Source organism: Candidatus Litorirhabdus singularis, from assembly GCF_026262625.1.
Lineage (GTDB): Bacteria > Pseudomonadota > Gammaproteobacteria > Pseudomonadales > Halieaceae > Litorirhabdus > Litorirhabdus singularis.
In genome coordinates, this window is record NZ_SHNN01000002.1 from 1,233,265 (window position 1) to 1,255,359 (window position 22,095).

The 22,095-nt window shown below is 54.5% G+C and carries 20 protein-coding genes; 10 read left to right on the forward strand and 10 right to left on the reverse strand.

Annotation, left to right across the window (positions count from 1 at the left end; all coding sequences use genetic code 11):
* Window positions 1-15 precede the first annotated feature (15 nt).
* Window positions 16-1,182 (reverse strand): acyl-CoA dehydrogenase family protein, encoded by a 1,167-nt coding sequence (locus EYC98_RS14115; protein WP_320415560.1) that lies wholly within the window; start codon window positions 1,180-1,182, stop codon window positions 16-18.
* A 218-nt stretch (window positions 1,183-1,400) separates the two neighbouring features.
* Here EYC98_RS14115 and EYC98_RS14120 point away from each other — a divergent pair, with 218 nt between their 5' ends.
* Complete coding sequence (locus tag EYC98_RS14120; protein ID WP_279245983.1) at window positions 1,401-3,773, forward strand: TonB-dependent receptor; 2,373 nt, start codon at window positions 1,401-1,403, stop codon at window positions 3,771-3,773.
* A 105-nt stretch (window positions 3,774-3,878) separates the two neighbouring features.
* Here EYC98_RS14120 and EYC98_RS14125 read toward each other — a convergent pair whose 3' ends face one another.
* The 3 genes from EYC98_RS14125 to EYC98_RS14135 are packed head-to-tail and all read right to left on the reverse strand — an operon-like array spanning window position 3,879 to window position 6,444.
* Window positions 3,879-4,325 carry a nuclear transport factor 2 family protein gene (locus tag EYC98_RS14125; RefSeq protein WP_279245984.1) on the reverse strand — a complete coding sequence of 149 codons (447 nt, stop codon included), beginning with the start codon at window positions 4,323-4,325 and terminating at the stop codon, window positions 3,879-3,881.
* Window positions 4,318-5,190 (reverse strand): oxidoreductase, encoded by an 873-nt coding sequence (locus EYC98_RS14130; protein WP_279245985.1) that lies wholly within the window; start codon window positions 5,188-5,190, stop codon window positions 4,318-4,320. The genes EYC98_RS14125 and EYC98_RS14130 overlap by 8 nt, the downstream gene beginning before the upstream one ends.
* On the reverse strand, window positions 5,191-6,444 hold the full coding sequence (locus EYC98_RS14135; protein WP_279245986.1) for a hypothetical protein: 1,254 nt from the start codon (window positions 6,442-6,444) through the stop codon (window positions 5,191-5,193). It lies immediately after the preceding gene.
* Window positions 6,445-6,559: 115 nt separating this feature from the next.
* Between EYC98_RS14135 and EYC98_RS14140 the strand changes: the two genes are divergently transcribed.
* Complete coding sequence (locus tag EYC98_RS14140; RefSeq protein WP_279245987.1) at window positions 6,560-7,897, forward strand: spinster family MFS transporter; 1,338 nt, start codon at window positions 6,560-6,562, stop codon at window positions 7,895-7,897.
* 7 nt (window positions 7,898-7,904) lie between these two features.
* Here EYC98_RS14140 and EYC98_RS14145 read toward each other — a convergent pair whose 3' ends face one another.
* Window positions 7,905-8,552 carry a nitroreductase family protein gene (locus EYC98_RS14145; RefSeq protein WP_279245988.1) on the reverse strand — a complete coding sequence of 216 codons (648 nt, stop codon included), beginning with the start codon at window positions 8,550-8,552 and terminating at the stop codon, window positions 7,905-7,907.
* Between the two features lie 107 nt (window positions 8,553-8,659).
* On the opposite strand from EYC98_RS14145, the gene EYC98_RS14150 reads away from it, so the two are divergent.
* Window positions 8,660-9,310 (forward strand): hypothetical protein, encoded by a 651-nt coding sequence (locus EYC98_RS14150; RefSeq protein ID WP_279245989.1) that lies wholly within the window; start codon window positions 8,660-8,662, stop codon window positions 9,308-9,310.
* Here EYC98_RS14150 and EYC98_RS14155 read toward each other — a convergent pair.
* Both EYC98_RS14155 and EYC98_RS14160 read right to left on the reverse strand, forming a co-directional pair.
* A complete protein-coding gene (locus EYC98_RS14155) occupies window positions 9,263-10,450 on the reverse strand; it encodes an MFS transporter (protein ID WP_279245990.1) in 1,188 nt (395 codons plus the stop codon). The genes EYC98_RS14150 and EYC98_RS14155 overlap by 48 nt on opposite strands.
* Before the next feature lie 68 nt (window positions 10,451-10,518).
* Window positions 10,519-11,889: a M20 metallopeptidase family protein gene (locus EYC98_RS14160; protein ID WP_279245991.1), complete on the reverse strand. Its 1,371-nt coding sequence runs from the start codon at window positions 11,887-11,889 to the stop codon at window positions 10,519-10,521.
* A 45-nt stretch (window positions 11,890-11,934) separates the two neighbouring features.
* Here EYC98_RS14160 and EYC98_RS14165 point away from each other — a divergent pair, with 45 nt between their 5' ends.
* Complete coding sequence (locus tag EYC98_RS14165; RefSeq protein ID WP_279245992.1) at window positions 11,935-13,467, forward strand: Ppx/GppA phosphatase family protein; 1,533 nt, start codon at window positions 11,935-11,937, stop codon at window positions 13,465-13,467.
* 4 nt (window positions 13,468-13,471) lie between these two features.
* Here EYC98_RS14165 and EYC98_RS14170 read toward each other — a convergent pair whose 3' ends face one another.
* Window positions 13,472-14,869 carry a DsbA family protein gene (locus tag EYC98_RS14170; RefSeq protein WP_279245993.1) on the reverse strand — a complete coding sequence of 466 codons (1,398 nt, stop codon included), beginning with the start codon at window positions 14,867-14,869 and terminating at the stop codon, window positions 13,472-13,474.
* A 112-nt stretch (window positions 14,870-14,981) separates the two neighbouring features.
* Window positions 14,982-15,335, reverse strand: coding sequence for a glycine zipper family protein (locus tag EYC98_RS14175; RefSeq protein WP_279245994.1), 354 nt, complete (start codon window positions 15,333-15,335; stop codon window positions 14,982-14,984).
* Window positions 15,336-15,603: 268 nt separating this feature from the next.
* Here EYC98_RS14175 and EYC98_RS14180 point away from each other — a divergent pair, with 268 nt between their 5' ends.
* The gene (locus tag EYC98_RS14180) at window positions 15,604-17,520 is read left to right on the forward strand and encodes an AsmA family protein (RefSeq protein WP_279245995.1); all 1,917 of its coding nucleotides are present in this window, start codon (window positions 15,604-15,606) and stop codon (window positions 17,518-17,520) included.
* A 115-nt stretch (window positions 17,521-17,635) separates the two neighbouring features.
* Window positions 17,636-18,484: a CvfB family protein gene (locus EYC98_RS14185; protein WP_279245996.1), complete on the forward strand. Its 849-nt coding sequence runs from the start codon at window positions 17,636-17,638 to the stop codon at window positions 18,482-18,484.
* Window positions 18,485-18,531: 47 nt separating this feature from the next.
* On the opposite strand, the gene EYC98_RS14190 is transcribed toward EYC98_RS14185, so the two are convergent.
* A complete protein-coding gene (locus EYC98_RS14190) occupies window positions 18,532-19,317 on the reverse strand; it encodes a putative hydro-lyase (RefSeq protein WP_279245997.1) in 786 nt (261 codons plus the stop codon).
* A gap of 254 nt (window positions 19,318-19,571) precedes the next feature.
* On the opposite strand from EYC98_RS14190, the gene EYC98_RS14195 reads away from it, so the two are divergent.
* The 4 genes from EYC98_RS14195 to EYC98_RS14210 all read left to right on the forward strand — a co-directional run bounded on the left by EYC98_RS14195 (window position 19,572) and on the right by EYC98_RS14210 (window position 22,080).
* Entirely contained in the window at window positions 19,572-19,853 is a 282-nt protein-coding gene (locus EYC98_RS14195) for a DUF427 domain-containing protein (protein ID WP_279245998.1), read from the forward strand.
* Between the two features lie 45 nt (window positions 19,854-19,898).
* Window positions 19,899-20,318, forward strand: a complete 420-nt coding sequence (locus tag EYC98_RS14200; protein ID WP_279245999.1) for a VOC family protein — start codon at window positions 19,899-19,901, stop codon at window positions 20,316-20,318.
* Between the two features lie 121 nt (window positions 20,319-20,439).
* Window positions 20,440-21,120, forward strand: coding sequence for a type 1 glutamine amidotransferase domain-containing protein (locus EYC98_RS14205; RefSeq protein WP_279246000.1), 681 nt, complete (start codon window positions 20,440-20,442; stop codon window positions 21,118-21,120).
* A gap of 60 nt (window positions 21,121-21,180) precedes the next feature.
* Window positions 21,181-22,080 carry a DUF302 domain-containing protein gene (locus EYC98_RS14210; RefSeq protein ID WP_279246001.1) on the forward strand — a complete coding sequence of 300 codons (900 nt, stop codon included), beginning with the start codon at window positions 21,181-21,183 and terminating at the stop codon, window positions 22,078-22,080.
* Window positions 22,081-22,095 lie beyond the last annotated feature (15 nt).

Genomic DNA, 22,095 nt, shown 5'->3' on the forward strand with positions numbered 1-22,095 from the left:
AAAGACCCGGCGATTCTAGTAGGAGCGTGGCAAATCGAGCACATGCTCGGCAATATGCGAGAGAATCAACTGCTCAGTAACTGGCGCTATCCGCGTCAGTATGACCTCGCGCAGCAGCCGCTCGACATGGTATTCCTTGGCATAGCCCATACCACCCAGGGTGAGCACGGCCTGGGTACAAGCGTCAAAGCCAGCCCGCGCACCCAGAAACTTAGCCGCGTTAGCCTGCGGACCACAGCTCAGCCCGGCGTCATACAGAGCCGCCGCCTGCAAACACATGGCCTGCGCTGATTCCAGATACATCCACCGTTCTGCCAATGGGTGCTGAATGCCCTGGTTCTGGCCAATAGGTCGATCGAACACAATCCGCTCGCCGGCATACCGGGCAGCACGTGCTACCGCATCCTGACCGATACCGATAGCCTCCATACCTATGAGGATGCGTTCAGGGTTAAAACTGTGCAGCAAGTACTCAAAGCCCTTGCCCTCCTCACCGATGCGATCGCATTCCGGCACCAGCAGATCGTCAATAAATACGCTGTTGCTGTCGACTGCCTTGCGGCCCATCTTGGGTATTAAGTGCACCTCAACCTTGCTCCGGTCCAGGTCGGTGTAAAACAGCGTCAGTCCGGCGGTGGGCTTGTGGCAGTCTTCCAGCGGCGTAGTGCGCGCCAACACAATCATTTTATTGGCAACCTGAGCCGTGGTGGTCCAGAGCTTACGTCCCGTGACGCGATAGCCGCCAGCCACCTTTTCTGCACGGGTACTAATGCGACTGGTATTCAACCCTGCATCGGCTTCAGTCACCGCAAAGCAGGTCTGATCGGTGCCGGCAATGAGTGGGGGTAACCAGCGCTGCTTTTGCTCTTCAGTACCAAACACCACAATGGGGTGCGGCCCGAACAGGTTGATATGTATAGTCGAAGCAGCCGCCATGGCACCACCATACTTGGCCACCGTATTCATCATCAGGGCAGCTTCCGTTACTCCCATTCCACTGCCGCCCTGAGCCTCTGGCATAGTAATTCCAAGCCAGCCACCGGACGCCATAGCGGCGTGGAATTCACGGGGGAATTCACCGCTTGCATCCAGTTTCAGCCAGTAGTCCTCACCAAAGGATTCACACACCCTGGCAACCGCGGCAATGATAGTATTTTGTTGATCGGTCAGTAGAGTATTGATAGTTAGACTCCCTAGGCGTAAATCAGCCTAATCTTCACCTAAACATGTAATTAATAACAGTTTTTCAGTACAACAACGGAGCTAAAATAAACCCGGTTTAAAAGAAAATAGTTACTTCTGTACCGCTGGAATTTCCCAAGGGCATACCAGAACGCTACACGCTGGTTCCCAAGGATGAAAGGCCAGACGATAAAAATTAATTAGTGAGGAAACAAACCATGCCTAATAGCAGCTATACATTCCATAAGACCTTGCTCGCCAGCACCATAGCGGCCACGCTATCCGTGCCTGTGTTAGCTCAGGATATGGCCCTGGAAGAGATCGTTGTTACAGCCCAGAAGCGTTCTGAGTCTTTACAAGATACGCCTATCTCCATCGCTGCCTTTAGTACTGAAGAACTTAGTATGATGGGCGTCTATGAGGCGGGTCAGGTTGCTGATTACACCCCCAACCTGGAAATCAGCCGTCAGCCAGCGAGTCTTGATAACTACGGCTACAGTATTCGCGGTATCGGCTCAGGTGAAACCAACCTGCTGGCGGAAAACACCGTTGGCCTGTATCTCGATGGTGTCTATATCGCCAGAAACACCGGCGCGACCTTTGACATTGTCGATCTGGAACGCATAGAGGTTCTGCGTGGACCCCAGGGCGCTCTGTATGGACGTAACACCATCGGTGGCGCGATCAACCTGATCACCGTCAAACCCGCCGATGAATTTGGCTTCCAGCAGAAATTCACCGTCGGCAACCGGGATTTCCTGCGCTCCAACACCACCGTAGATACCGGCAAGTTGGGTGACATGTTCTCCGCCAAGATCACTTTCAACTACAACGAAAAAGACGGTCTGGTTAATAACATAGTGCAAGGCAACAAGCTCGGTGAGCAAGAGTCAAAAGCCGGCCGCATCGCACTGCGATTTACCCCGACTGACAATTTTACCGCTGACTACACCTACGAAAAGTCGGAGCGTGAGAGCAACGGCTCCCTCGGCCAGCTCGTCCACATGCGTCAGCAGCTGGGCGGTATCGTAACCGGTGGTGCAATTACTCAGCAGGCCTTCGAATTTGCGAACCAAGATCGACTCAACAGTCTGTCGACAGCATTTTCACCGGACAAAGACACCTACTCAGATATCGAGATGCACGCCTTGACTCTGGAGTGGAACCTCAACGACAACATGACGATTAAGTCGATCACTGCCCAGCGTGAATGGGACAGCGGCACCACCGGCACTGATTTTGGTTCCTTTCAGTCCGATGGCGCTACCGTGTTACGCGCTGATGCATTCTTCAATTTTACCCCAGTACCTGCAGGGGAATACGTATCCACCTTCCGGGCGGAGCGTGTCAGCGACAACAAGCAGCTGACGCAGGAATTCCAACTGATTGGTGACGGCTTTGATCAGAAGCTGCAATATACCGTAGGCGCTTATTACTTCGAAGAAGAAAGTAATGAGGACAACCCACAGGAATTTGTTTTGCCCATGGCACTGCTATCCGGTTTCGTTGATCCCTCGACCTATGGCCTTGATGCCGTCCTCAGCACACCTATCTTCCAGTACGGTGCGGAGAATGAGTCGATAGCCCTCTACGGGCAGTTCACCTGGTCTTTCACCGACGCCCTGGATGTAACCGCTGGCATTCGTTATACCGAAGACAAAAAAGATGCCTACCTGCGTAACAGCAATATCGGCGGCGGCATCCCCACTGCCAACGCAGAGGATGAATGGGATAACACCAGCGGCTCGCTGACCGTTAACTACGCCTGGAACGATGATATTCGCACCTACGCCACGATTTCGCAGGGCTATCGCTCCGGCGGCTTTGCCCCTCGCGTCTCTACTGCGGAAGATTTTCAACTCGGCTTTGACGAAGAAACCGTCACCAACTATGAACTGGGCTTGAAGTCAGAGTGGATGGATTCACGTCTGCGGGTTAACGCTGCCATGTTCTATACTGAGTATGAAGACGCACAGGTCAACAGCTTCAAAGCTGGCACCGGTGGTGCCTCATCTGTAGTGGATAATGCCGGCGAGTTGGAGATCACGGGACTGGAACTTGAGATGACCGCCATATTGACTGAAGGCCTGCGCCTGATGCTTAACTACGGTTATACCGATGCTGAATACAAGGAGTTCCTCACGGGTCGTATCGATCCAGTAACAGCATTCCCCAACCCGAGTAGCGAAGCTGACGCTGATGGCAACGAAGATGTTTCTGACGTCGCTATTGTGCCACGAGCGCCCAAGCACAATGGTGCGCTGATCCTGTCTTATGACTTCCAGCCGCTCAGCTTTGGTATGCTCAACGCACGAGTAGAAGCCACTTATAAAGATGAGATGGTATTCCACCCACAGCAGAACCTGTTCGACTCGACTGAAGAGCAGACTATGATCAACGCTCGCCTGACCCTGTCGGAGATGGAAGTACTGGGTGGTAATCTGATGTTGTCTGCCTGGGGTCGCAACCTGACTGACGAGGAATACCGTGAGTGGGGTATCGACTTTGCCACCCTCGGTGGTGTCATTGATTCGTTCAAGGAGAAGCGCAGCTACGGTATGGATCTGGTTTACCGGTTTGGCGCTAACTAAGCACCAGCTACAGTGCTAAATTCAAGGCCGCTTTCAAGCGGCCTTTTTTTTTGCCTCTGAACTATCCAAACAGAAGTGGGCAAGAACGCCTGCAGAGCGGTCGCTCTAAGTCAAAGCAGATGAATCGTAGAGCAAGTGTGCAGAGCAATCGCCCATCAAATCAACGAACATTTTGCGTTCTTCGAAACGCCAGCCGGCATCGCTGCGGACAAAGGTATCGTGATAGCGACCGGAAATAATCGGCTGCAGTGCCAGAGCATCTGTCGCTTGAATAACGGTGAAGTAGGAGCGCGCCCTGCCCTCATCGCCATCAACCTCGATAATCACATTCGTGGTCAGATGTTTAGTCTGCGGCGTACCGGTAGACTCATAGATACGACAAGCCTGCTGATACATGGCCAACACCGCTTCGTATCCGCCAACGTGGCTATCCTGGGCCGGCGCTACAATAGCAGCCTCGCGAAACAATTCCGCCACGGACTCCAGTTCACCAGCATCAATGCGCTCGGCATACGTGTAAATCAAATTCTCAATCAATCGGCTATCATTCATCGCTTACACCTGTATCAGTAGGGTAGTCTGCAGAGAGGGTAACCTGCTGCCAGGTATCGAGATCAGCAGTGACCCCCGCCAGTTTCTCGCGGTAGCTGGCCAACACGCCAGCGCCCAGCAGCAGTTGTACAGGAGGCTCGGGATGATAGGCGATATCAACAAACACCTGGGCCCCGCGCACCGGGTCACCCGGTTGCTTGCCATCCATGTCTGCAATCATATCCAACCGCGAGCCCACATGTTCGGCATAGTCGTCCAGACGTCGTTCAGACCGGTGCATAGAACGTCCCGACCAGTCGGTACGAAAAGCACCCGGTTCAACCGAAGTTACCCGTATGTTTAACGGCGCGACTTCTTTGGACAGCGCCTCCATCAGGCCCTCAAGCGCATACTTTGATGCACTGTAATAGCCGGTACCCGGGTTCGCCATCAAACCTGCTTGCGATGAGTTGTTAATGATACGGCCGCCACCCTGGGCTCGCATCAACGGCAACACCGCCTGAGTCAAAGCCAGCGCGCCAAAGAAGTTGGTTTCAAATAGCGCTCGCACTGCGTCATCTTCGCCCTCTTCGACCGCTGCTACATAGCCATAGCCAGCATTATTCACTAACACGTCAATGCGCCCAAATGCTTCCACCGTAGCGTCCACGGCGGCGGCGATCTGTTCCGGCCGGGTCACGTCCAATGCCAGCGCGAGTGCCTGCTGCGGATAGCTGGCGCAGAGTGACTCCAGCACTGCAGGATTACGTGCAGTGACAGCCACCCGGTCACCGTGAGCCAACGCAGCAAGCGCTATTTCGCGGCCGAAGCCGGTAGAGCAACCGCTGATCAACCAGCACTTGGGTTCAGTATTCTCTGCTGCCATCTATCTTTTCTCCTCGGTAAGACGCCATTGATAACTATCGCTGCGCTGTTGGCTGAGAGCAAGGCGCTGCGCGGGCGACACCCGCTGATCGGCCGGTGCTGTTGCCAAGAATTCATCCAGCGGCATTAAACGTGAAGTCACTCCCAGCTCGTCATTGGCCTGGTCCGCTTCAAACTCTGCCCAACGCAGTGTCAGAATACCGGTATCCATGTCGTCGGGGTCCAACCAATTGTGCACACCGGGATCCACCGTCGACAGTACAAAAGTGTAGGTACCGTCCGCGTTGGCTCGCGATTGCATCATGTTAAGGCAACCATTGCGTTCAACAATATTGTTAGTGGTGCCCCAGTAGTTGGTAATCGGAGCGATAAAATACTCAGCCCCACCCATATTCACGTCAAGCACCAACACCTGACCGGGATCAGGCAGGTGAAAATGGCCCATAATATAAATTTGATTCCGCAGCGCGCCGTCCGTATCCCGGTCGATGGTGAAAATGAAATCATTGGCGGGTTTGTCCAGCGCCTGGTTATTCCAACGCACCGTATTAGTCGCCCATTTCCGCATATATTCCGCTGCCAAAGCCAGATCTTCTTCCGCCAGCCGCGGTCCACGCGAAGGCACTTCGCCGAGCCGCTTAACGCTCAGCTCGTTGACCCGATCGCCAGACCAGTCTGCCAACACATCGCGGATATAGAATTCTTTGGCAGTGGCACAACTCTGGATATGATTAACTCGATCGCCAGCAGGTTCACTGTCCACGCTGATAGTAAAGCTGCCATCAGCATCTACCACCAGGTCCTTGCCTGACAATAGCCCCACCGTTCTCATATCCGGATCCCACAGGGTAAAGTAGTTTTCAACCAACCGCTGCTCGGCAACCTTGCCGCTGATTAAGTAGCGTTCATCGCCACTCACTGGAATGACCCGGTAAACACTGTCCGGGTTATCAATACCCCAGCGCGAACCAGGAATATCAAGGTTACCCAGTCGGTGCGGAATGCGCGAGATAGTGATGACCTTTGGATACAAAGGGTCTTGATTCAGCGCCCAGATAACAGCGCCAAACATCACCTCATCGAAGGCAGCCTCGAAACAGGACTGCATCGCAGCACCAGGATTTACCGCCGCCAACCACTGCTCCCGCACCTCAGAACGCACTTGCTGTAACTGCTGTCCGCGATAAAGCTGCAGAGCGTAACGTTCGTGGTCGCGCTGCTGCCGCGTATCTATTGGGTTATTCTGTACAGTCATTTTGTTATCCTTGTATACACTGAATACCAACACCCCAGAGCGTAAACCAAGGTGGCGGAAATCACCAACCCGGCAGGTGCCGGACGAGGCAGAAACAGGGACGGTCTATTTTGTTATGACAGATTCTTCAAACGGCGGCTATCCGCGGCCCCGCCAAGCCTGGTCCATGCTGGCCGCACTATTTCTGGCTTACACCTTGTCCTTTGTCGACCGTCAGATTATCACCCTGCTGGTCGGCCCCATCCGCGCCGATCTGGGCATCAGCGACTTTCAATTCAGCCTGTTGCATGGCTTTGCGTTCGCGCTGTTTTTCGCTGTGCTGGGTTTACCGGTGGGACGTCTGGTCGATCATCGCAGTCGCCGCCACATCGTCGCCTGGGGCATTGCCATATGGAGTGCCATGACGGCCCTGTGCGGACTGGCAACCAGCTTCTGGCAGCTTTTCCTGGCTCGTATGGGCGTGGGTGTGGGTGAGGCAACGCTATCGCCCGCCGCTTACTCGATGCTCAGTGACGCTTTTCCGCCGCAACAACTGACCCGGGCGGTGGCGGTCTATAGTACCGGTGGAACGCTGGGCACGGGGCTGGCATTGATCATTGGGGGCGCAGTGGTGCAACTCGTCAGCGCAGCCAGCAGCATAGACATTCCTTTGCTGGGAACCTTTAAGCCCTGGCAGGCCAGCTTCTTGATAGTAGGTATTCCCGGCTTACTGGTGGCAGGGCTAATGCTCACTGTGATTGAGCCGAATCGTCAAGGCGTGCTCAGAGATACCAGTGACGTACCCATCGAACTGCCGGTTGGCAAAGTCGTGAAGTATCTGTGGGAGCACCGGGCCAGCTATGGTGCACTCTTCATTGTCACGTCCTTGATGACCGCTCTCAGCAGCGGATTCATTATGTGGTATCCGACCTTCCTGATTCGCATACACGACTTCAGCATGGCAGAGGCCGGCTACAGCTTTGGCATGCTTTTTCTGGTCTTCGGCACTGTTGGAGTATTACTGGGAGGTTGGCTGGCCACCGCGCTAATGGCCCGTGGCTACGCGGATGCACATTTACGCGTCATCGTACTGGCGGCCAGCCTGGCGCTGATACCTTATTTGGTCGGGCCGCTAATGCCCAACGCAGCCCTGGCACTGGGCTTTATGGCTGCTGCGATCACGGCAACCCAGATGATTGCAGCGGTCTGCGTAGCGGCCATAGCAACTATTACACCTAACCAGATGCGCGGTCAGGCTTCTGCGGTGTTTATTCTCGCCATTAACTTCATCGGTTTTGGCCTTGGGCCCAGCATCATTGCCTTCGCCACGGATTTTATATTTGCCGATGATATGGCGCTGCCTCGCTCTATGTCGTTAGCAGCGCTACTCATTGCACCGGCCAGTATCGTATTGTACTGGCGCAGCCTGCCCCATTACCGCCGCCATCTGGCCCAGTCGGAAGCGTGGCGCTAGTGCGAGCCTAGTCTTCCGACCAGCTGTTCCAATGAGTAATTTCTTCCGGTGGCTGCCGCTTGGCAATTTTGAAGTCAGTGCCGAGCGTATAGGCAACCGGCAGTAGCGCTACCTGCATCACTTCATCGGGTATACCAAACAGTTCAGCCACCTCAGCTTCCCAAGCCAGATGCAACGTGGTCCAGGCCGAACCCAGGCCGCGGCTGCGCAAGGCTAACTGAAAACTCCACACTGCGGGCAAAATGGAACCGTAGACGGACGCCACTTCAACATGCAAAGCGTCAGGCGCAGGCCTGCCTACCACGCAGGGAATCACCAATGCCGGCACTTCAGCCATGTGCTCAACCAGATAATCGGCAGAGTCATAAACCCGCGTTGTCTGATGATCCTCAGGTGGCACATTTTGCTTGAACTCATTGAGCATACTGGCACCGCGGCCATAGATTTCAGCCACGGCTTTACGCTTGGCCGGGTCGTTGACAATTAACCAGCGCCAGAACTGGGTATTTGAACCGGTGGGGGCCTGTTGCGAAAGTCGTACACAGTCCAACAACACTTCACGTTCAACGGGGCGACTAAAGTCCAGTCGCTTGCGCACAGCTCGAGTAGTACTTAATAAATGATCAGTTTCTTCAAGATTAAACGGGCCGGTCATAATATAGTCCTGTGATCTGATTGGGTTTATGATACGTAGTTTTAAATAACCTGAACTATAACAGCCTCGCAAGCAATCACCATAATCAAGGGGCGTTGGAGAGCACCATGGACGCAGTCGATACTGAACAACCCGCAACAGCAGAGGCAGCCCCAGAGCAGACCACAGCTGCGAGCGCCACCCTGCAGCTGACCGACAGTCAGAAGCTGATCAAACATGGATTAATTCAGGGCAGCATCGCTCTGGCGGCCTTTAGCATGTGGGCCGCCACGGACGCCTGGTTAGCCGTTACACAACTACCCCTTGCCAACCTACTGTCAATTCTCACGGCGATTATTGCGGGCGTGACAGTCAGCACAGTCATCCACGAATGGTTTCACTTTGCCGGCGCCAAGCTGGGCGGCTCACGCTATACGATACCGACGCAAACCGGTTTCTTCGTCTACGACTATAACTACGCTGACAGCAGCGTGCGCCAGTTTTATATTATGAGCCTGGCCGGTCAACTCGGCAGCGTGGTCGCCATCGTCGGCTTCTACACGCTAATTCCACTGGATACCTCAGGTCGCTTTATGCTGCTGGCTGCTGCGATAGGCAGTGCTCTGTTTGGCGGCGCCATTGAATGGCCGGTTATGCTGCGAACTCGACACAGCCACAATCCACTGGCCGAATTAAGCAAGATCACACCGCGGGTATTCAACCGCAGTTTATCATTCGGTCTCTTCAGCGGCCTGCTGGTATTTTTCAGTTTCGCTTAACCCAGGCCCCGCCGCTGGCAACGCCAGAACCAGCAACGCGGCCACCCCGGCCAAAAGCGCACAACCCGCAAAAACCCACTGATAGCTGCCCGTGCTGTCAAACACGAACCCCGCCAAAGGCAGACCCACCAGACCCAACGGCAACATCAAAGGCGCCTGGGCACCGTTCACCCGCCCCATCACCTCGGCGGCAAAATGGGCGCTGTTGAGATAAGGGTGGAATGGTATGAAACCTCCGCCGGCGGCTCCCAGCAACGCGGTGCCGCAAATCGCAAGCCTGTAGCTCTGACCCAGCATCAGGGTTAACAGTCCGGCAATCAATAATCCGATAATCACCAGTGCAATCAGTTTCAAATGCGCCCGTAGCTGATCGACAAAGACTGCCACAAACACTTTCGCCAGAAACCCGGCCCCCCCCGCCGCCGCTATAAACGTTGCTATATCCCTATTATCAAAGCCCAGGTTGGTAAAATGCGGGCCGTAGGAAATCACAGCGACCACTACCGCATTGCCAATCACGGCAGCCGCTATCCCAATCACCCAGAATGCCCGCCGCCGCATAAAGCTGTGATCGGCGACGACGTTGGTGGCGCCAACATGGACGCGTAGGGACTCAGGCGGCAAGCGCGGCAGACCCACTCGGATGGTCACCAGTAATATCAGACCGACACCGCAAGCAAGCAGCGTTACGGTCTCGCGCCAGTCCCGGGTATCCATTAACCACGCCACAATGTAAGGCAACGCCACTGAACCCACACTGACACCCATTGCCGCCAGTCCCAGTGCGCGTGCGGCGCTCGCCTGATAGGTCTTAACCAGTAATGTGTTCAGAATTAGTGGACCGTAAAGACACTGGCCAACGGCAAATCCGAGAAAGCCCAATGCCAGCCAGGCTAAGGTAGCGGCGGTCGAGAGCGCCAACAGCGCAGTGACCCCAATCAGTACCCCAATCAACATAAGGCTGCGAATGGAATAGCCATCGGCAAACCGTCCCGTCAACGGACCCACCAGCGCCGGCGCCAACAGAAAGAATACCGGGCCGATATTAATGACCGCCACACCCACGCCGAACTCGGCGGCAACAGGTGCGACAAAAAAACTGAACACACCCAGCAAGCCAACCGACAGTAACTGGCACACGGCAGCAACTGCAGTGGTACTCCAAAGCGGTCTGCTTAGCCCCACTGGCCGCACGACCTCAGCGGAATTCAGCGGAGTAACTCCAGGGCGGCGGCTGTCATAGCGCTAACACCGGTAGCCAGTGTCGGTTCCACATCGGGATAGAAAAACGGCGAATGCAGAGAAGGCAGGGCCAAATCGCCCGCCTGAGCCTGAGCATAACGTTGTGGCGATACCGTCCCAAGCCGAAACATGAAGCCCGGTATACGCGGCTCAGTACGTCCGTAGCGGGCAAAATCCTCACCGCCCATAACTTTTTCCACCGCTTGCACCTGCTCAGCACCCAGAGCCCGTTCAAACGCGGCGACCGTGCGTGCCACCAATGCCGGATCGTTCCACAGTGCCGGCGTATACTCCTGCTTAACCGTTACCAAGGGCAACAAGTCTTCGTCAAAGCCCAGTGCACGCGCCTGGTTAAGTGCGATGCGTTCAATACCGGTCAATAACTTCTGTCGTACCGCATCACTGTAGGAGCGCACCGTAAGCTGCAGGTCCACCCGGTCAGGAATAATATTGTGTTTACTGCCGCCGTGAATGGAACCGACTGTCACCACTGCGGGCTCCAGCGCAGCGATTTCACGGGAGACCAGGGTCTGTAGCGAAGTAATAATGGCTGCCGACAAAACCACAGGATCTTTACCCATATGCGGGTAGGCGCCGTGACTACCAACTCCGCGTACAGTAATGTCCACCGAATCAACATTGGCCATCATAAAACCGGAAACATAGCCCACCGTGCCCGCTGCCAGTGTCGGCGAAACGTGCAACGCCAGATTGTAATCGGGACGCGGAAATTGCTCGAAGAGGCCATCTTCCAACATGCTGCGCGCACCAGCACCCCGCTCTTCCGCCGGTTGTCCGATGATCACCAGGGTGCCACGCCACTTGTCGCGCTCAGCGGCGAGTCCGCGTGCAGTTCCAATAGCCACTGCCATATGCATATCGTGGCCACAGGCATGCATCACCGCAACCGGCTGGCCGGTCAGTTCGATTCCCTGAGCCTTACTGGCAAAGGAAAGTCCGGTTTGCTCAGCCACAGGCAGCCCGTCCATGTCGGCACGAATCATCAACACCGGGCCGTCGCCATTGCGTAATACGCCGACGACACCGTGGCCGCCAATGGTATCCGTTAGCGTTGCCCCGCTTGCCTGCAGGCGCTCGCGCACGGCAGCGCCACCGACACCGACAGTCACTTCAAAGCCAGCCGCTTTTAGCTCGCGGGCGTACACTGCGGCAGTGTTTTGCTCCTGATAGGACAACTCTGGATTAGCATGCAGATACTGATAGAGCTGCAACAGCGACTGCTCAGCGGCGTGCGCCCAGCCAGTAGCACCCAGCCAGAGTATTGCGCATAAAACTCGCGACACTGCGTGCTGCATAAAGAATCTCCGTGCAATCATCAACTTTTCCTTTACCATAACAGAAACCCGATTCGACGCGAGCTTATGTTTTCTGAAAACAGTACCAATGACGGTGACGGCACATCAGAGCTACCTGCAGGTGCTACGCTAGCTGCGCTTGACCTCGGTTCCAACAGTTTTCACCTGATTATCGCCCGCTTTGAACACGATGAACTGCGGGTCATTGAAACCCTGGCGGAGAAAGTACAACTCGGCGCCGGTCTTAAAAACGGTCAGCTGGACGGCGCAGCCATCGAGCGCGGCCTAGAGTGTCTGGCTCGATTTAAACAAGTACTGGACAGCGTCGAACCCTATAGAACTCGCGTGGTCGGCACCAACGCATTGCGTAAGGCACGTAATCGGCGCGATTTCACCGGCCCCGCGCAACGACTGCTGGGCACTCCAGTGGATGTGATTTATGGCCGTGAGGAAGCGCGCTTGGTTTATCTGGGCGTTGCCCACAGCCTGGCCGATGATAAACAATCGCGGCTGGTCGTTGATATCGGCGGCGGCAGCACCGAGTTTATTGTCGGCGAGCGCTTTGAGACACGCGAGCTGGATAGCCTACAGCTGGGTTGTGTATCACACAACAGCCGCCATTTTGGCAACGGCAAAATCAGCAAGAGACGTTATCGATCAGCCTATACCGCGGCTCGCCTTGAGGTGTCCCGCGTGCGCCGAATCTATCAGGCAGGTAACTGGCAAGAGGCAGTCGGTTCTTCTGGCACTCTACAAGCCATTGAGTCGCTACTGCAGATACACGGGTGGTCCGAACTAGGAATCACCCGTGAGGGTCTGAACAAACTGGAGCAGAAACTCTTGAGTTTTAGCAATCTGGACGAGATTGACATTGAAGGTCTCACCGAAAACCGCCGTAACGTTATCCTTTCGGGCACTGCAATCACCTCGGCACTGTTCGACGAATTAGAAATAACAGTCATGCGAACCTCACCGGGCGCGTTGCGCGAAGGTGTACTCTATGACCTGCTCGGGCGACTTTCTCACGAGGATGTTCGCGAGCGCAGCATTCAGGCCCTTAGCCAGCGTTACGGCGTTGACCAGTCTACGGCTGAACTGGTCCAGCAACGCGCCAGAGTGCTGTATCTGGCGACGCGTAAAGGCTGGAAGCTGGATAAGTCAGACTGGAAGCTACTGCGCTGGGCCAGCCTGACCCATGAAATCGGCATGGCGATGTCACACAAGAAATACAATCAGCACGGCGCCTACGTATTGAGGGCTTCTGATCTACCCGGTTTTTCCCAGGATGAGCAAGAAACGTTGGCACTGCTTGTACTCTGCCACCGTCGAGGAATAGCCGCGTCCAGCTTTTCTCGCTGGGAACAGACGGCCAAGCTGCACATACTGAGACTGATATGTTTACTGCGTCTGGCCAGCTTGTTCAAATATGTTGAGCAACTGGAATACTTGCCCGAATTCAGAGTGCACGCTGAAGACACCAGCTTAAACCTGGAGTTTCCCAGCGGCTGGCTGGTTCAACACCCACAAACCATGCAGTCGCTCAAGCAGGAAAAAACCGTACTGGCAAAAGCCGGCTTAAAATTGCACGTCAGCGGCTAGGCCGCTAAGGCACAAGTCGCTCATGCTGTTCTAGTGCAGAACGCAACTGCTCCTGAATCACCCGAGCTACCAGCCACAAGCGGTCCTGTCCCCAGGACACTAGCAGCTCTTTACCGTCACCATCCAAAAGCCTATAGGCGGGAACCCCCCAGATATTGCTTTGATACATCGTTTGCCGACTGCTTTCAAACTGCTCTTGCCAATCTGTGTCAGCCAAATGAGCTTGGGCTTCCTTCCAATCGAGGCCAGCCCGCTCTACCACTTTACGCAAGCCGCGATCAGAGCCTGTATTGACGCCCTCAAACCAGGCCGCGTGCAAAAAACTACTGAGTAATTCGGCGCCCTTGTTATTAGTCTGTGCCCAAGGAAACAAAGCGTATGCGCGTTTTACCGGTGTACCGATAGGGTCAAATATTTTCCCCCACTCAATACCCAAAGCATGCGCCTCGCGAGCCGCGTCTGCGATAATATAAAGCCCTTTGGTGCGCGATAGTGAAACCCCGCGCATCACCATAGGCAGCACTGGCCGCAATACCAGTCGCACGCCACTCGCCTCAGCCAGCGCTAACGTGCGATCAAAAATAATTGAAGTATAGGGACTACGCAGGGACGGATAAAACTCCAGCGTCATACTACCGCTATCACAGCGCGGCCCTAAATCTATCTTGGGCCTGGGCGCCACCAGTTTACGGCCGTCACCACGTCTGAGGCCAAGTCCCGATAAGCGCTCTTCAAGGTGATAGAGTCGGTCGACACCCCAATACCATTCACCCGCATAATAAAACATGGCGCCAGAATAATGCCCTTGCTGCGTCTGCAGCGCAGTGCCCTGGCCGATCACTTCTAACGCTTCAGCTTGATCACAGGCTTTGTAGCGCTGCGCCAATTGCTCCAAGCGTGCGCTACTGTTTTCCCACAGTGCATCACACACCAGTGGCAACAGCTCGCGCCGCTGCGGTTGCGACATGCCCGCCAGAAGCCGGCTGGCGACATCCACGTTGCGCGCGCTGGGCATGTCAGCTTTACTGGGAAACTTAAGCCCGTAATGAGGTGCCACCGCGGCGCAGTCATAGCAAGAGTATTTTTGCAGCAGTATTGGCTCTGGAGAGTTGTCGCCGCTAGGCCCCGCAACCAGATGCACCTGTAGTTCAATTTTGTAATTAGCACAAATGGCGTCCAGCAACTGAGCTGCGAGATAGCTATAGGGGTCGTCGACCTGATGATAGTAATGCACCTGATGCGGTTCATCGTTTTTAACGCGCTGCTTTTCCGCGCGCCGCCATAGATTCTGGCGCCGCTTTTGGCTGGCGACATGCGTAGTTACGCGTGAACCGATCCAGCGAACCAGGCCAGAGGGGTTACTAGAAGCGATGCCACCCTGATCTTCAAACTTGGGGGCCATGATTACTCCAGTGTCGATGTAAAAACGTAGAATTTGGAACCGTGACAAGATTACCAATGCTAGACATGAAATGAAATGCAGAAGGCGGAGAACGGCGCCCCCGCCATACTATTTAGTTGAGTACGCGATACCCGCGACCACGCAGACAGTTTTTCAGAACCTGGGATTTCTCTCGCTCGCCCATTTGCGCGGAACGCGCAGCTCCGCTTATTGCTCCAACTCCGGCTCCCTTACCGGCATCACCCAATACCGCACCAGTGGCCCCACCCACCGCGCCGCCAGCCACAGCACCCTTGGCGACACCTTGTTCAATGCGTACCTGATCGGCGTAACTTTGACAATCCGAAAGATCTGATTCATAGCGCGACATATCAACACCTTTGGTATCGATGATGGGCTGGGGGTGCGATTGACATCCCGCCAACGCTAATAGAAATAGAGCTAATGCTACCTTTCCAATGCGCATGAGCGCCTCCTGTCGTGTTGCGTACAGTGTAGCGAAATGATCCCACTACCAGGCAGATTATTTTGCTGGCACCCGGTTTACTACGACAGTCACTTTACAAAACTTTACTCGCTGCTGGCAGCTACCTTTGTCGAGTTCAACCCTCTGCATGCAAAGCTAAAGGGTTAATCAGGCGTTCAACACTTGAATCACATAAAGTCATGTGAAAACCAAGCCCGCTTGGCCTACACTAGCGTTACATTCCTTTGTTCCGCGGACGGTCCTATCAATGAAAACACTGGCAACAATACTCGGCGTACTGGTATTCCTGATCATCGCAGCAGTCGTCGCTATACCCATGCTTATCTCGGTTGACGATCTCGCCGCGCCAATCGCCGCAGAGGTCAAAACGGCCACTGGACGCGAGCTGACGGTTGCGGGAGACACTTCCTTATCAGTCTTTCCAAGCCTGTCGGTGCAGCTCAATGATGTCTCACTGTCGAATATGACGGGCGGCACCCGCGACGCCATGATCACGATGCAACAATTGGATGTGCATATACCGTGGCTGGCCCTATTCTCTGGACAGCTCAGTGTTGAACGCTTTGTCATCAGACAGCCCAACATTCTGCTAGAGACCGACGCCGGCGGCATGGGCAACTGGAACCTGGGCCCAACGGCAGAGCCAACCGCCGAGGCACCCGCAGAAGGGGGCGTGGCTTTGCCCGCTGGGTTCGATATCAACTTAGGGAAAGTCGCGATCGAGGACGGCAGCCTAACCTACCGAGATGGGGTCACCGGCGCAGAGACCCAGCTCAGTAATCTGCAGCTGACAGTCACACTACCATCGCTGCATAAAGAACTAGGGATTAACGGCGCCCTCACCTATATGGATGAAACGTTTGAGCTAAGCCTGGCCGTCAATACGCTGGCGAAAATACTCGGCGGTGAACCGTTTGACATGGCCGCCAGCATAAACTCGCGACTAGTAACGCTAGACTACGCCGGAAACATAGCCGCTGACGCCAGCCTGACCGGCTCGCTTAACCTGCAGGCTGACTCGGTGAAAGCGTTGATGGCGTGGCAACAAATAGACATGGAAAGCAAAGACAACGCTCTCAACCAACTGACGCTGGGTGCTGATATCAGTTTTGGTAACGACCAATTGGCAATGAATCAGCTCAAATTGACACTGGATGCACTGACAGTCACCGGATCCAGTACGATCACACTGGCAGAAACTCCTGCTGTAAAGGCCAATATAGACTTGGGCTTACTGGACTTGAACCCGTACCTACCGAACGAGTCTGCCAGCGAAGCAGGCGCACCGCCGGTTGCCGACGCTGAAGCCGCATCAACCCCGATAGTCTGGGACGACACTACGATAGACTTGTCTGGTCTAGGCGCGGTTAATGCCGATATAAAGCTGCGCACCACAGGCCTGGTGTTCCAGGACATCAAACTGGGTGAGACTACACTAGCGCTGCTGCTGCAGAACAGTAAACTCAAGGTGCAGCTGACCAAATTCGAGGCCTACGAGGGCACCGGCAATGGCCAAATCACGCTCAATGCCGCTAGCCAGCCCTATCGTGTCAGCACCCGTTTTGACCTCACTGGCATACAGGCACAACCGTTATTGCGCGACGCCGCGGGTTTCGACAAACTGATGGGGAACGGGCAACTTAACATTAACTTGAATACCAACGGTATCAGTCAGAAATCATTCATCAAAAAATTGGCCGGGAACGTGGGCTTCGCCTTCAACGACGGCGCGGTAGCGGGCGCCAATATCGCGCAAATGCTGCGCAGTTCCGAGAGTCTGCTTAAAGGTGATGTTGGCGGCGCCAACCTGAATGCCAGTTTTGATGAGGCGGCGCAAACAGACTTTTCTGAGATGAAAGGTACCCTCAACTTTACCAACGGGGTTGGAATAAATGACGACCTCAGCCTGGCAAGCCCGCTACTACGGATAACCGGTGCCGGCAAGGTGGACCTACCTGCCACCAAGGTTGACTACGTGGTCAAAGCGCGACTGGTTACTAGCATCGAAGGTCAAGGTGGCGGTAAGGCCAAGGGAGTTGGCATACCGATTAAAGTCATTGGCCCCTTTCATGACCTGAGCATCAAACCAGATTTCAGCAAAGCCGCCGAGAACGAACTTAAGGATCGGGCCGGTAAAGAGCTATTCAAACGTTTTGGGCGCTAGTTAGCTATCTCGCTGCACTCTCCAGTGGGGGGTGCGGTGCATACATGAAGCCGGGTAACCGCTAGTGGCCCCATCCAAAACCCGATAGACTGCGCAGCCCAGTCGGACCGTCTCTATGCTTAAAATTGGTCATTTCAACACGCTTGTCGTGCAAGACAAGACCTACAACGGCCTCCTGCTGGACGGCGGCAGTTTTGGGCCCGTCAGGATCCTTGACGCCGAAGGCTCTGCGAGCGAAGAAGTCGGCGATACCGTTGATGTATTTGTTTATCCCGACAGTAAGGGATTGCTGCAGGGAACGCGACAGGCACCGCTGGCCTGTCTGGGAGAAGTCGCCTGGCTTGAAATTGCTGAAGTGAATGACATCGGGGCTTTCGCACACTGGGGACTCCCGAAGGACCTGTTCATACCCTTTGCTGAGCAAACCAGTGGGCTGCAGGCGGGAAAGAAAGTCTTGGTACGGGTCTATCTGGATAACCAGAGCCGCCTCGCGGGCAGCATGCGACTGGACCATTGGGTAGACGATGACGCCAGCCGTTGGAACAGCGGCCAACAAGTCGCCCTCATCATCGGCGACCGCACAGAATTGGGCTACAAGGCTATTATTGAACATCAGTGCTGGGGGCTGCTGTACAGCAACGAGCTACAGCAACCGCTGCGCAAGGGCATGCAGCTCGAAGGTTACATCAAACGTATTCGCAGCGATGGTCGCGCCGACCTTAGTCTTGAAAAACCGGGCTACTCAAAAAGTCGAATCGATACCGTCGCTGAGCAAATTATGACGACTCTGGGGGAGAACGATGGCTACCTGATGCTGAACGATAAGAGTTCGCCAGCGGCGATAATGTCCATTTTCGGGGTCAGTAAAAAAGTATTTAAACAAGCCCTAGGGGCGCTCTACAAGCAGCAGCGAGTGCAGCTTGACGGTCGTGGCATCAAACTCAACGAGACCGATGCAGAGTAGCGTAGATTTGGCAGCCAATTTAAGTACAGCAGAATCTGGGTTACGCTTTAAAGCACCGCTAATTGGCTATTCAGTAAATCAGTCACCAGCATGTCGCCAGGACCGTGCGATATACAGAACGGCGGCCGCGAGCTCTGCACAATGCTCTGTGGCGTGACGCCGCAACCCCAAAACAGCGGCAGTTCATCTTGCCCTACCGTCACCGCGTCGCCGTAATCCGGCAACGCGATATCATCGATTCCAATTAGCTGCGGATTACCGAGATGGACCGGGGCACCGTGTACTGAAGGAAATCGACTGCTTATCTGGATGGCACGAATGGCGTCTGCAGCGGCAAACGGGCGCATACTCACAACCATATTGCCGTGCAGCCGACCGCTGCCTGCACAGGCAATATCGGTCTGATACATGGGGACGTTTTTACCCTCGGCAATATTGCGAATCTCCAGCCCTGCTGCCAGCAGAGCCTCTTCAAAGGAGAACGAGCAGCCAATCGCAAATACCACCAGATCGTCGCGCCAATGGTCCATCAGGTTGTCTACCGCCGCAACCTGCTCTCCATTTTCAAACACTCGATAACTGGGTACATCAGTGCGCACATCCAGGTCTGAGCCCAATGCAGGTAACAGCGGCGAGCCCGGCTCCGACATCGCTATCAGTGGGCAGGGCTTGGGATTCTGGTGACAGAAACCCATAAACTCCATCGCCCAGTCCTCGGGCAGAATCATCAGATTGCACTGCACATGGCCGCCCGCCAAGCCTGAAGTGTTGCCCTTATGCTGCCCGGAACGAATGGCTTGGCGCAGTTGCTGCGCGGCATTGTGAATGCTCATAATCATCAATCCTGTTCCAAATGCAGCGGACAGCTAAAAGCTGAAAGCACGCTCTATACTCCTTACAATAACACGCTGATGGCAGTAACAGCAGCCGAAGCTTTGTGGACCATCCGCTTGGCGACAATCCATGGTCCAACCTATACACGGGGGTTTTTATCGCCGCAAAACCCTCTTATCATGCGTTCTTGACGCGACCCTGCGTACCACAGATGGCTGGCCTGACATCAATAACGGCCGCAAAGGAGATACAGATGAAGGCAGTATGGAATGGCACAGTTTTAGCGCAGAGCGATGCTACCGTTGTAGTAGAGTCCAATCATTACTTCCCACGCGACTCTATTGTAAAAGAGTATTTTCAGGAGAGCAGCAAGACCACCCATTGCCCGTGGAAAGGCGACGCCAACTACTACTCTATTACCGTAGACGGCAAAACCAACACGGACGCTGCCTGGCATTACGACACCCCCAAGGACGGCGCCAGCGAAATAGCGGGCATGGTCGCATTCTACGGCAGTGTAGAGGTCTCAGCCTGATCACCCTACACTGAGAATGCGGTTGATGACGCAGGAGACGAAACCATGATCAAGCCAGTTGCTATAGACCATATTGTGCTACGTACTGAGTACGTGCAGGAGCTGGTTGATTTTTACTGCCAGGTTATTGGTTGCACCATAGAACGGGAAACTGAAGCCGAACTTGGTCTGACCCAGTTACGGGCCGGTAATGCGCTCATAGACATCGTCGATGTTAAGGCCACATTGGGCCTCAAGGGCGGTGAAGCGCCGCGACAAACCGGCAACAATGTGGACCATTTCTGCCTGCAGATTGAAGCCTTTGAGGAACAGGCCTTGATCGACTACCTGCGTTCCAAAGGTGTAGCTTGCAGGGGTTTCGCCGAGCGCTACGGCGCTCAGGGCATGGGACGCTCGATCTATATCAAGGACATTGCCGGCAACAACCTGGAATTGAGGTCAGTGCAAGAACATCAAACACAGTAGTCAATGGTCTGATCTCGAAGGCTATTGGTGAAATTTTCAGATTGTTGACTCAGCCCGGTTCCATTAGGATGCGTGGCTGCGCGAGCCAAGCGACCTAATTATGCAACGACGGATATCGATAATGAAAAAGATTCTAATTCCAGTGACCAACCACGCCACACTAGGCGACACTAATCAAGCCAATGGCACCTATGCACCAGAGCTGACACATGCTCTGCACGTGTTTCTAGAGGCGGGCTTTGAATACGATCTCGCTTCGATCAAAGGCGGCAAGGCACCGCTCTATGGCACTGATGTTGAAGGCGACGCCGTTAACGACGCGATACTGAACAATGCAGAATTTCAAACGCGTTTGGCCAATACGATGGAGCTATCTCAGGTGGCGATTGCTGATTACGACGCTATCTTTTACCCCGGTGGCTTTGGCTTGCTATCGGACCTGGCCAGCAATGAAGATTTTGCCCTGCTCAGCGCCACGCACTATGAAAACGGTGGAATTCTGGCAGCGGTATGTCACGGCCCTGCGGGCCTGCTACCTATTACCCTCAGCAATGGCCAAAAGCTACTCAGCGATAAGTCGGTGACCGGATTTACCCGTGAAGAAGAAATCGATTTTGGAACTATCAACGATATCCCATTTTTGCTGGAGGAAGCTCTCACCCGCAACTCTGCGCGATACAGCAAGGTTCAACCCTGGGGCGTATTTGTGGTTGAGGACGATCGCGTCATTACCGGACAGAACCCCGCTAGCGCTCACGCGGTTGGCGAGGCTGTCACCAAAATTCTGCTGGAACAAGCGTAACCCGTGATCCCGTTAAGCAGCCGCTGAAAACTGGCCCTGAAATTTTCATCGAGTCACACTATGCGTAAGCCACCCGTACCTTCTAGCGGCAATCTTATTGTCGCCATTTTCATGACTGTCGGGCTATCAGCCTGCGGCGAAAGCGAACCGTTGACAGAGCAACGCTACGCGCCGGTTGATGAGCTGATCATTCAGGTTACTAGCGCGGTGGCTTCGCTGCCGCGACTGAGTCTGGTTGCGGATATTGACCATTCCCGAATGGCGGCGGAAACCGGAGCAGTCATGCCTCCCGCGCGAGTGATTATTTTTTCCGATGCTGCCTTAGAAACTAACTTGCTACAACAAAACCAGTTGCTGGCGGTAGATCTCCCGCTGAGAGTACTGGCCTACGAGGAAAAACCGGGAGTCGCGAAAGCTATTTATAACGAATTTGACTATTTGCTCTCTCGGTACTCGCTGGCGGAAAACAGTGCGTTACGCACCGCCCATGACAAAGCCTACGAACAGGTACTGGCGGGAATCCCCGCAACTTCACGCACTGCATTTTCCGACAATTCCATGCAGCCAGACGGGATGGTAACCATTAGCAGCCCTTACAATTTTGCTAAGACTATAGAGCTTATTAAAGCCGCCATAAACGCGCAGGACGATACTGTTGTATTTGGCGAGGTCGACTATCAAAAAAGTGCACGCGCCAACAGCTTAGAACTGCGACCAACCACTCTGATACTATTCGGCGCGCCCGCGCCTGGGGCCGCTGCGATGCAGAAGGCTCTGACACTGGGCTTGGATGCATTTTGTCAGAAGTTTCTGGTATGGCAAGACGAACAGGGAAACGTGCATCTTAGCTACAATGACCTACTGGCGCTGGCCGAGCGCCAAAATGTTTCCAAGAGCATCCCGCTTCGAGTGATCAACTTTCGGCTGGCAAAAACGTTCGAGGCAGCGCTTGATCAATAGTCATTGGGAACACTA

What these genes read in the sequence shown, in the direction of transcription:
- EYC98_RS14180 (WP_279245995.1), top strand. Translation starts at nt 15,604, where the DNA reads ATGAAAACACTGGCAACAATACTCGGCGTACTGGTATTCCTGATCATC.
- EYC98_RS14130 (WP_279245985.1), bottom strand. Translation starts at nt 5,190, where the DNA reads ATGGCAGCAGAGAATACTGAACCCAAGTGCTGGTTGATCAGCGGTTGC.
- EYC98_RS14210 (WP_279246001.1), top strand. Translation starts at nt 21,181, where the DNA reads ATGCGTAAGCCACCCGTACCTTCTAGCGGCAATCTTATTGTCGCCATT.
- EYC98_RS14125 (WP_279245984.1), bottom strand. Translation starts at nt 4,325, where the DNA reads ATGAATGATAGCCGATTGATTGAGAATTTGATTTACACGTATGCCGAG.
- EYC98_RS14150 (WP_279245989.1), top strand. Translation starts at nt 8,660, where the DNA reads ATGGACGCAGTCGATACTGAACAACCCGCAACAGCAGAGGCAGCCCCA.
- EYC98_RS14195 (WP_279245998.1), top strand. Translation starts at nt 19,572, where the DNA reads ATGAAGGCAGTATGGAATGGCACAGTTTTAGCGCAGAGCGATGCTACC.
- EYC98_RS14170 (WP_279245993.1), bottom strand. Translation starts at nt 14,869, where the DNA reads ATGGCCCCCAAGTTTGAAGATCAGGGTGGCATCGCTTCTAGTAACCCC.
- EYC98_RS14190 (WP_279245997.1), bottom strand. Translation starts at nt 19,317, where the DNA reads ATGAGCATTCACAATGCCGCGCAGCAACTGCGCCAAGCCATTCGTTCC.
- EYC98_RS14165 (WP_279245992.1), top strand. Translation starts at nt 11,935, where the DNA reads ATGTTTTCTGAAAACAGTACCAATGACGGTGACGGCACATCAGAGCTA.
- EYC98_RS14200 (WP_279245999.1), top strand. Translation starts at nt 19,899, where the DNA reads ATGATCAAGCCAGTTGCTATAGACCATATTGTGCTACGTACTGAGTAC.
- EYC98_RS14120 (WP_279245983.1), top strand. Translation starts at nt 1,401, where the DNA reads ATGCCTAATAGCAGCTATACATTCCATAAGACCTTGCTCGCCAGCACC.
- EYC98_RS14145 (WP_279245988.1), bottom strand. Translation starts at nt 8,552, where the DNA reads ATGACCGGCCCGTTTAATCTTGAAGAAACTGATCATTTATTAAGTACT.
- EYC98_RS14185 (WP_279245996.1), top strand. Translation starts at nt 17,636, where the DNA reads ATGCTTAAAATTGGTCATTTCAACACGCTTGTCGTGCAAGACAAGACC.
- EYC98_RS14140 (WP_279245987.1), top strand. Translation starts at nt 6,560, where the DNA reads ATGACAGATTCTTCAAACGGCGGCTATCCGCGGCCCCGCCAAGCCTGG.
- EYC98_RS14135 (WP_279245986.1), bottom strand. Translation starts at nt 6,444, where the DNA reads ATGACTGTACAGAATAACCCAATAGATACGCGGCAGCAGCGCGACCAC.
- EYC98_RS14205 (WP_279246000.1), top strand. Translation starts at nt 20,440, where the DNA reads ATGAAAAAGATTCTAATTCCAGTGACCAACCACGCCACACTAGGCGAC.
- EYC98_RS14160 (WP_279245991.1), bottom strand. Translation starts at nt 11,889, where the DNA reads ATGATTGCACGGAGATTCTTTATGCAGCACGCAGTGTCGCGAGTTTTA.
- EYC98_RS14175 (WP_279245994.1), bottom strand. Translation starts at nt 15,335, where the DNA reads ATGCGCATTGGAAAGGTAGCATTAGCTCTATTTCTATTAGCGTTGGCG.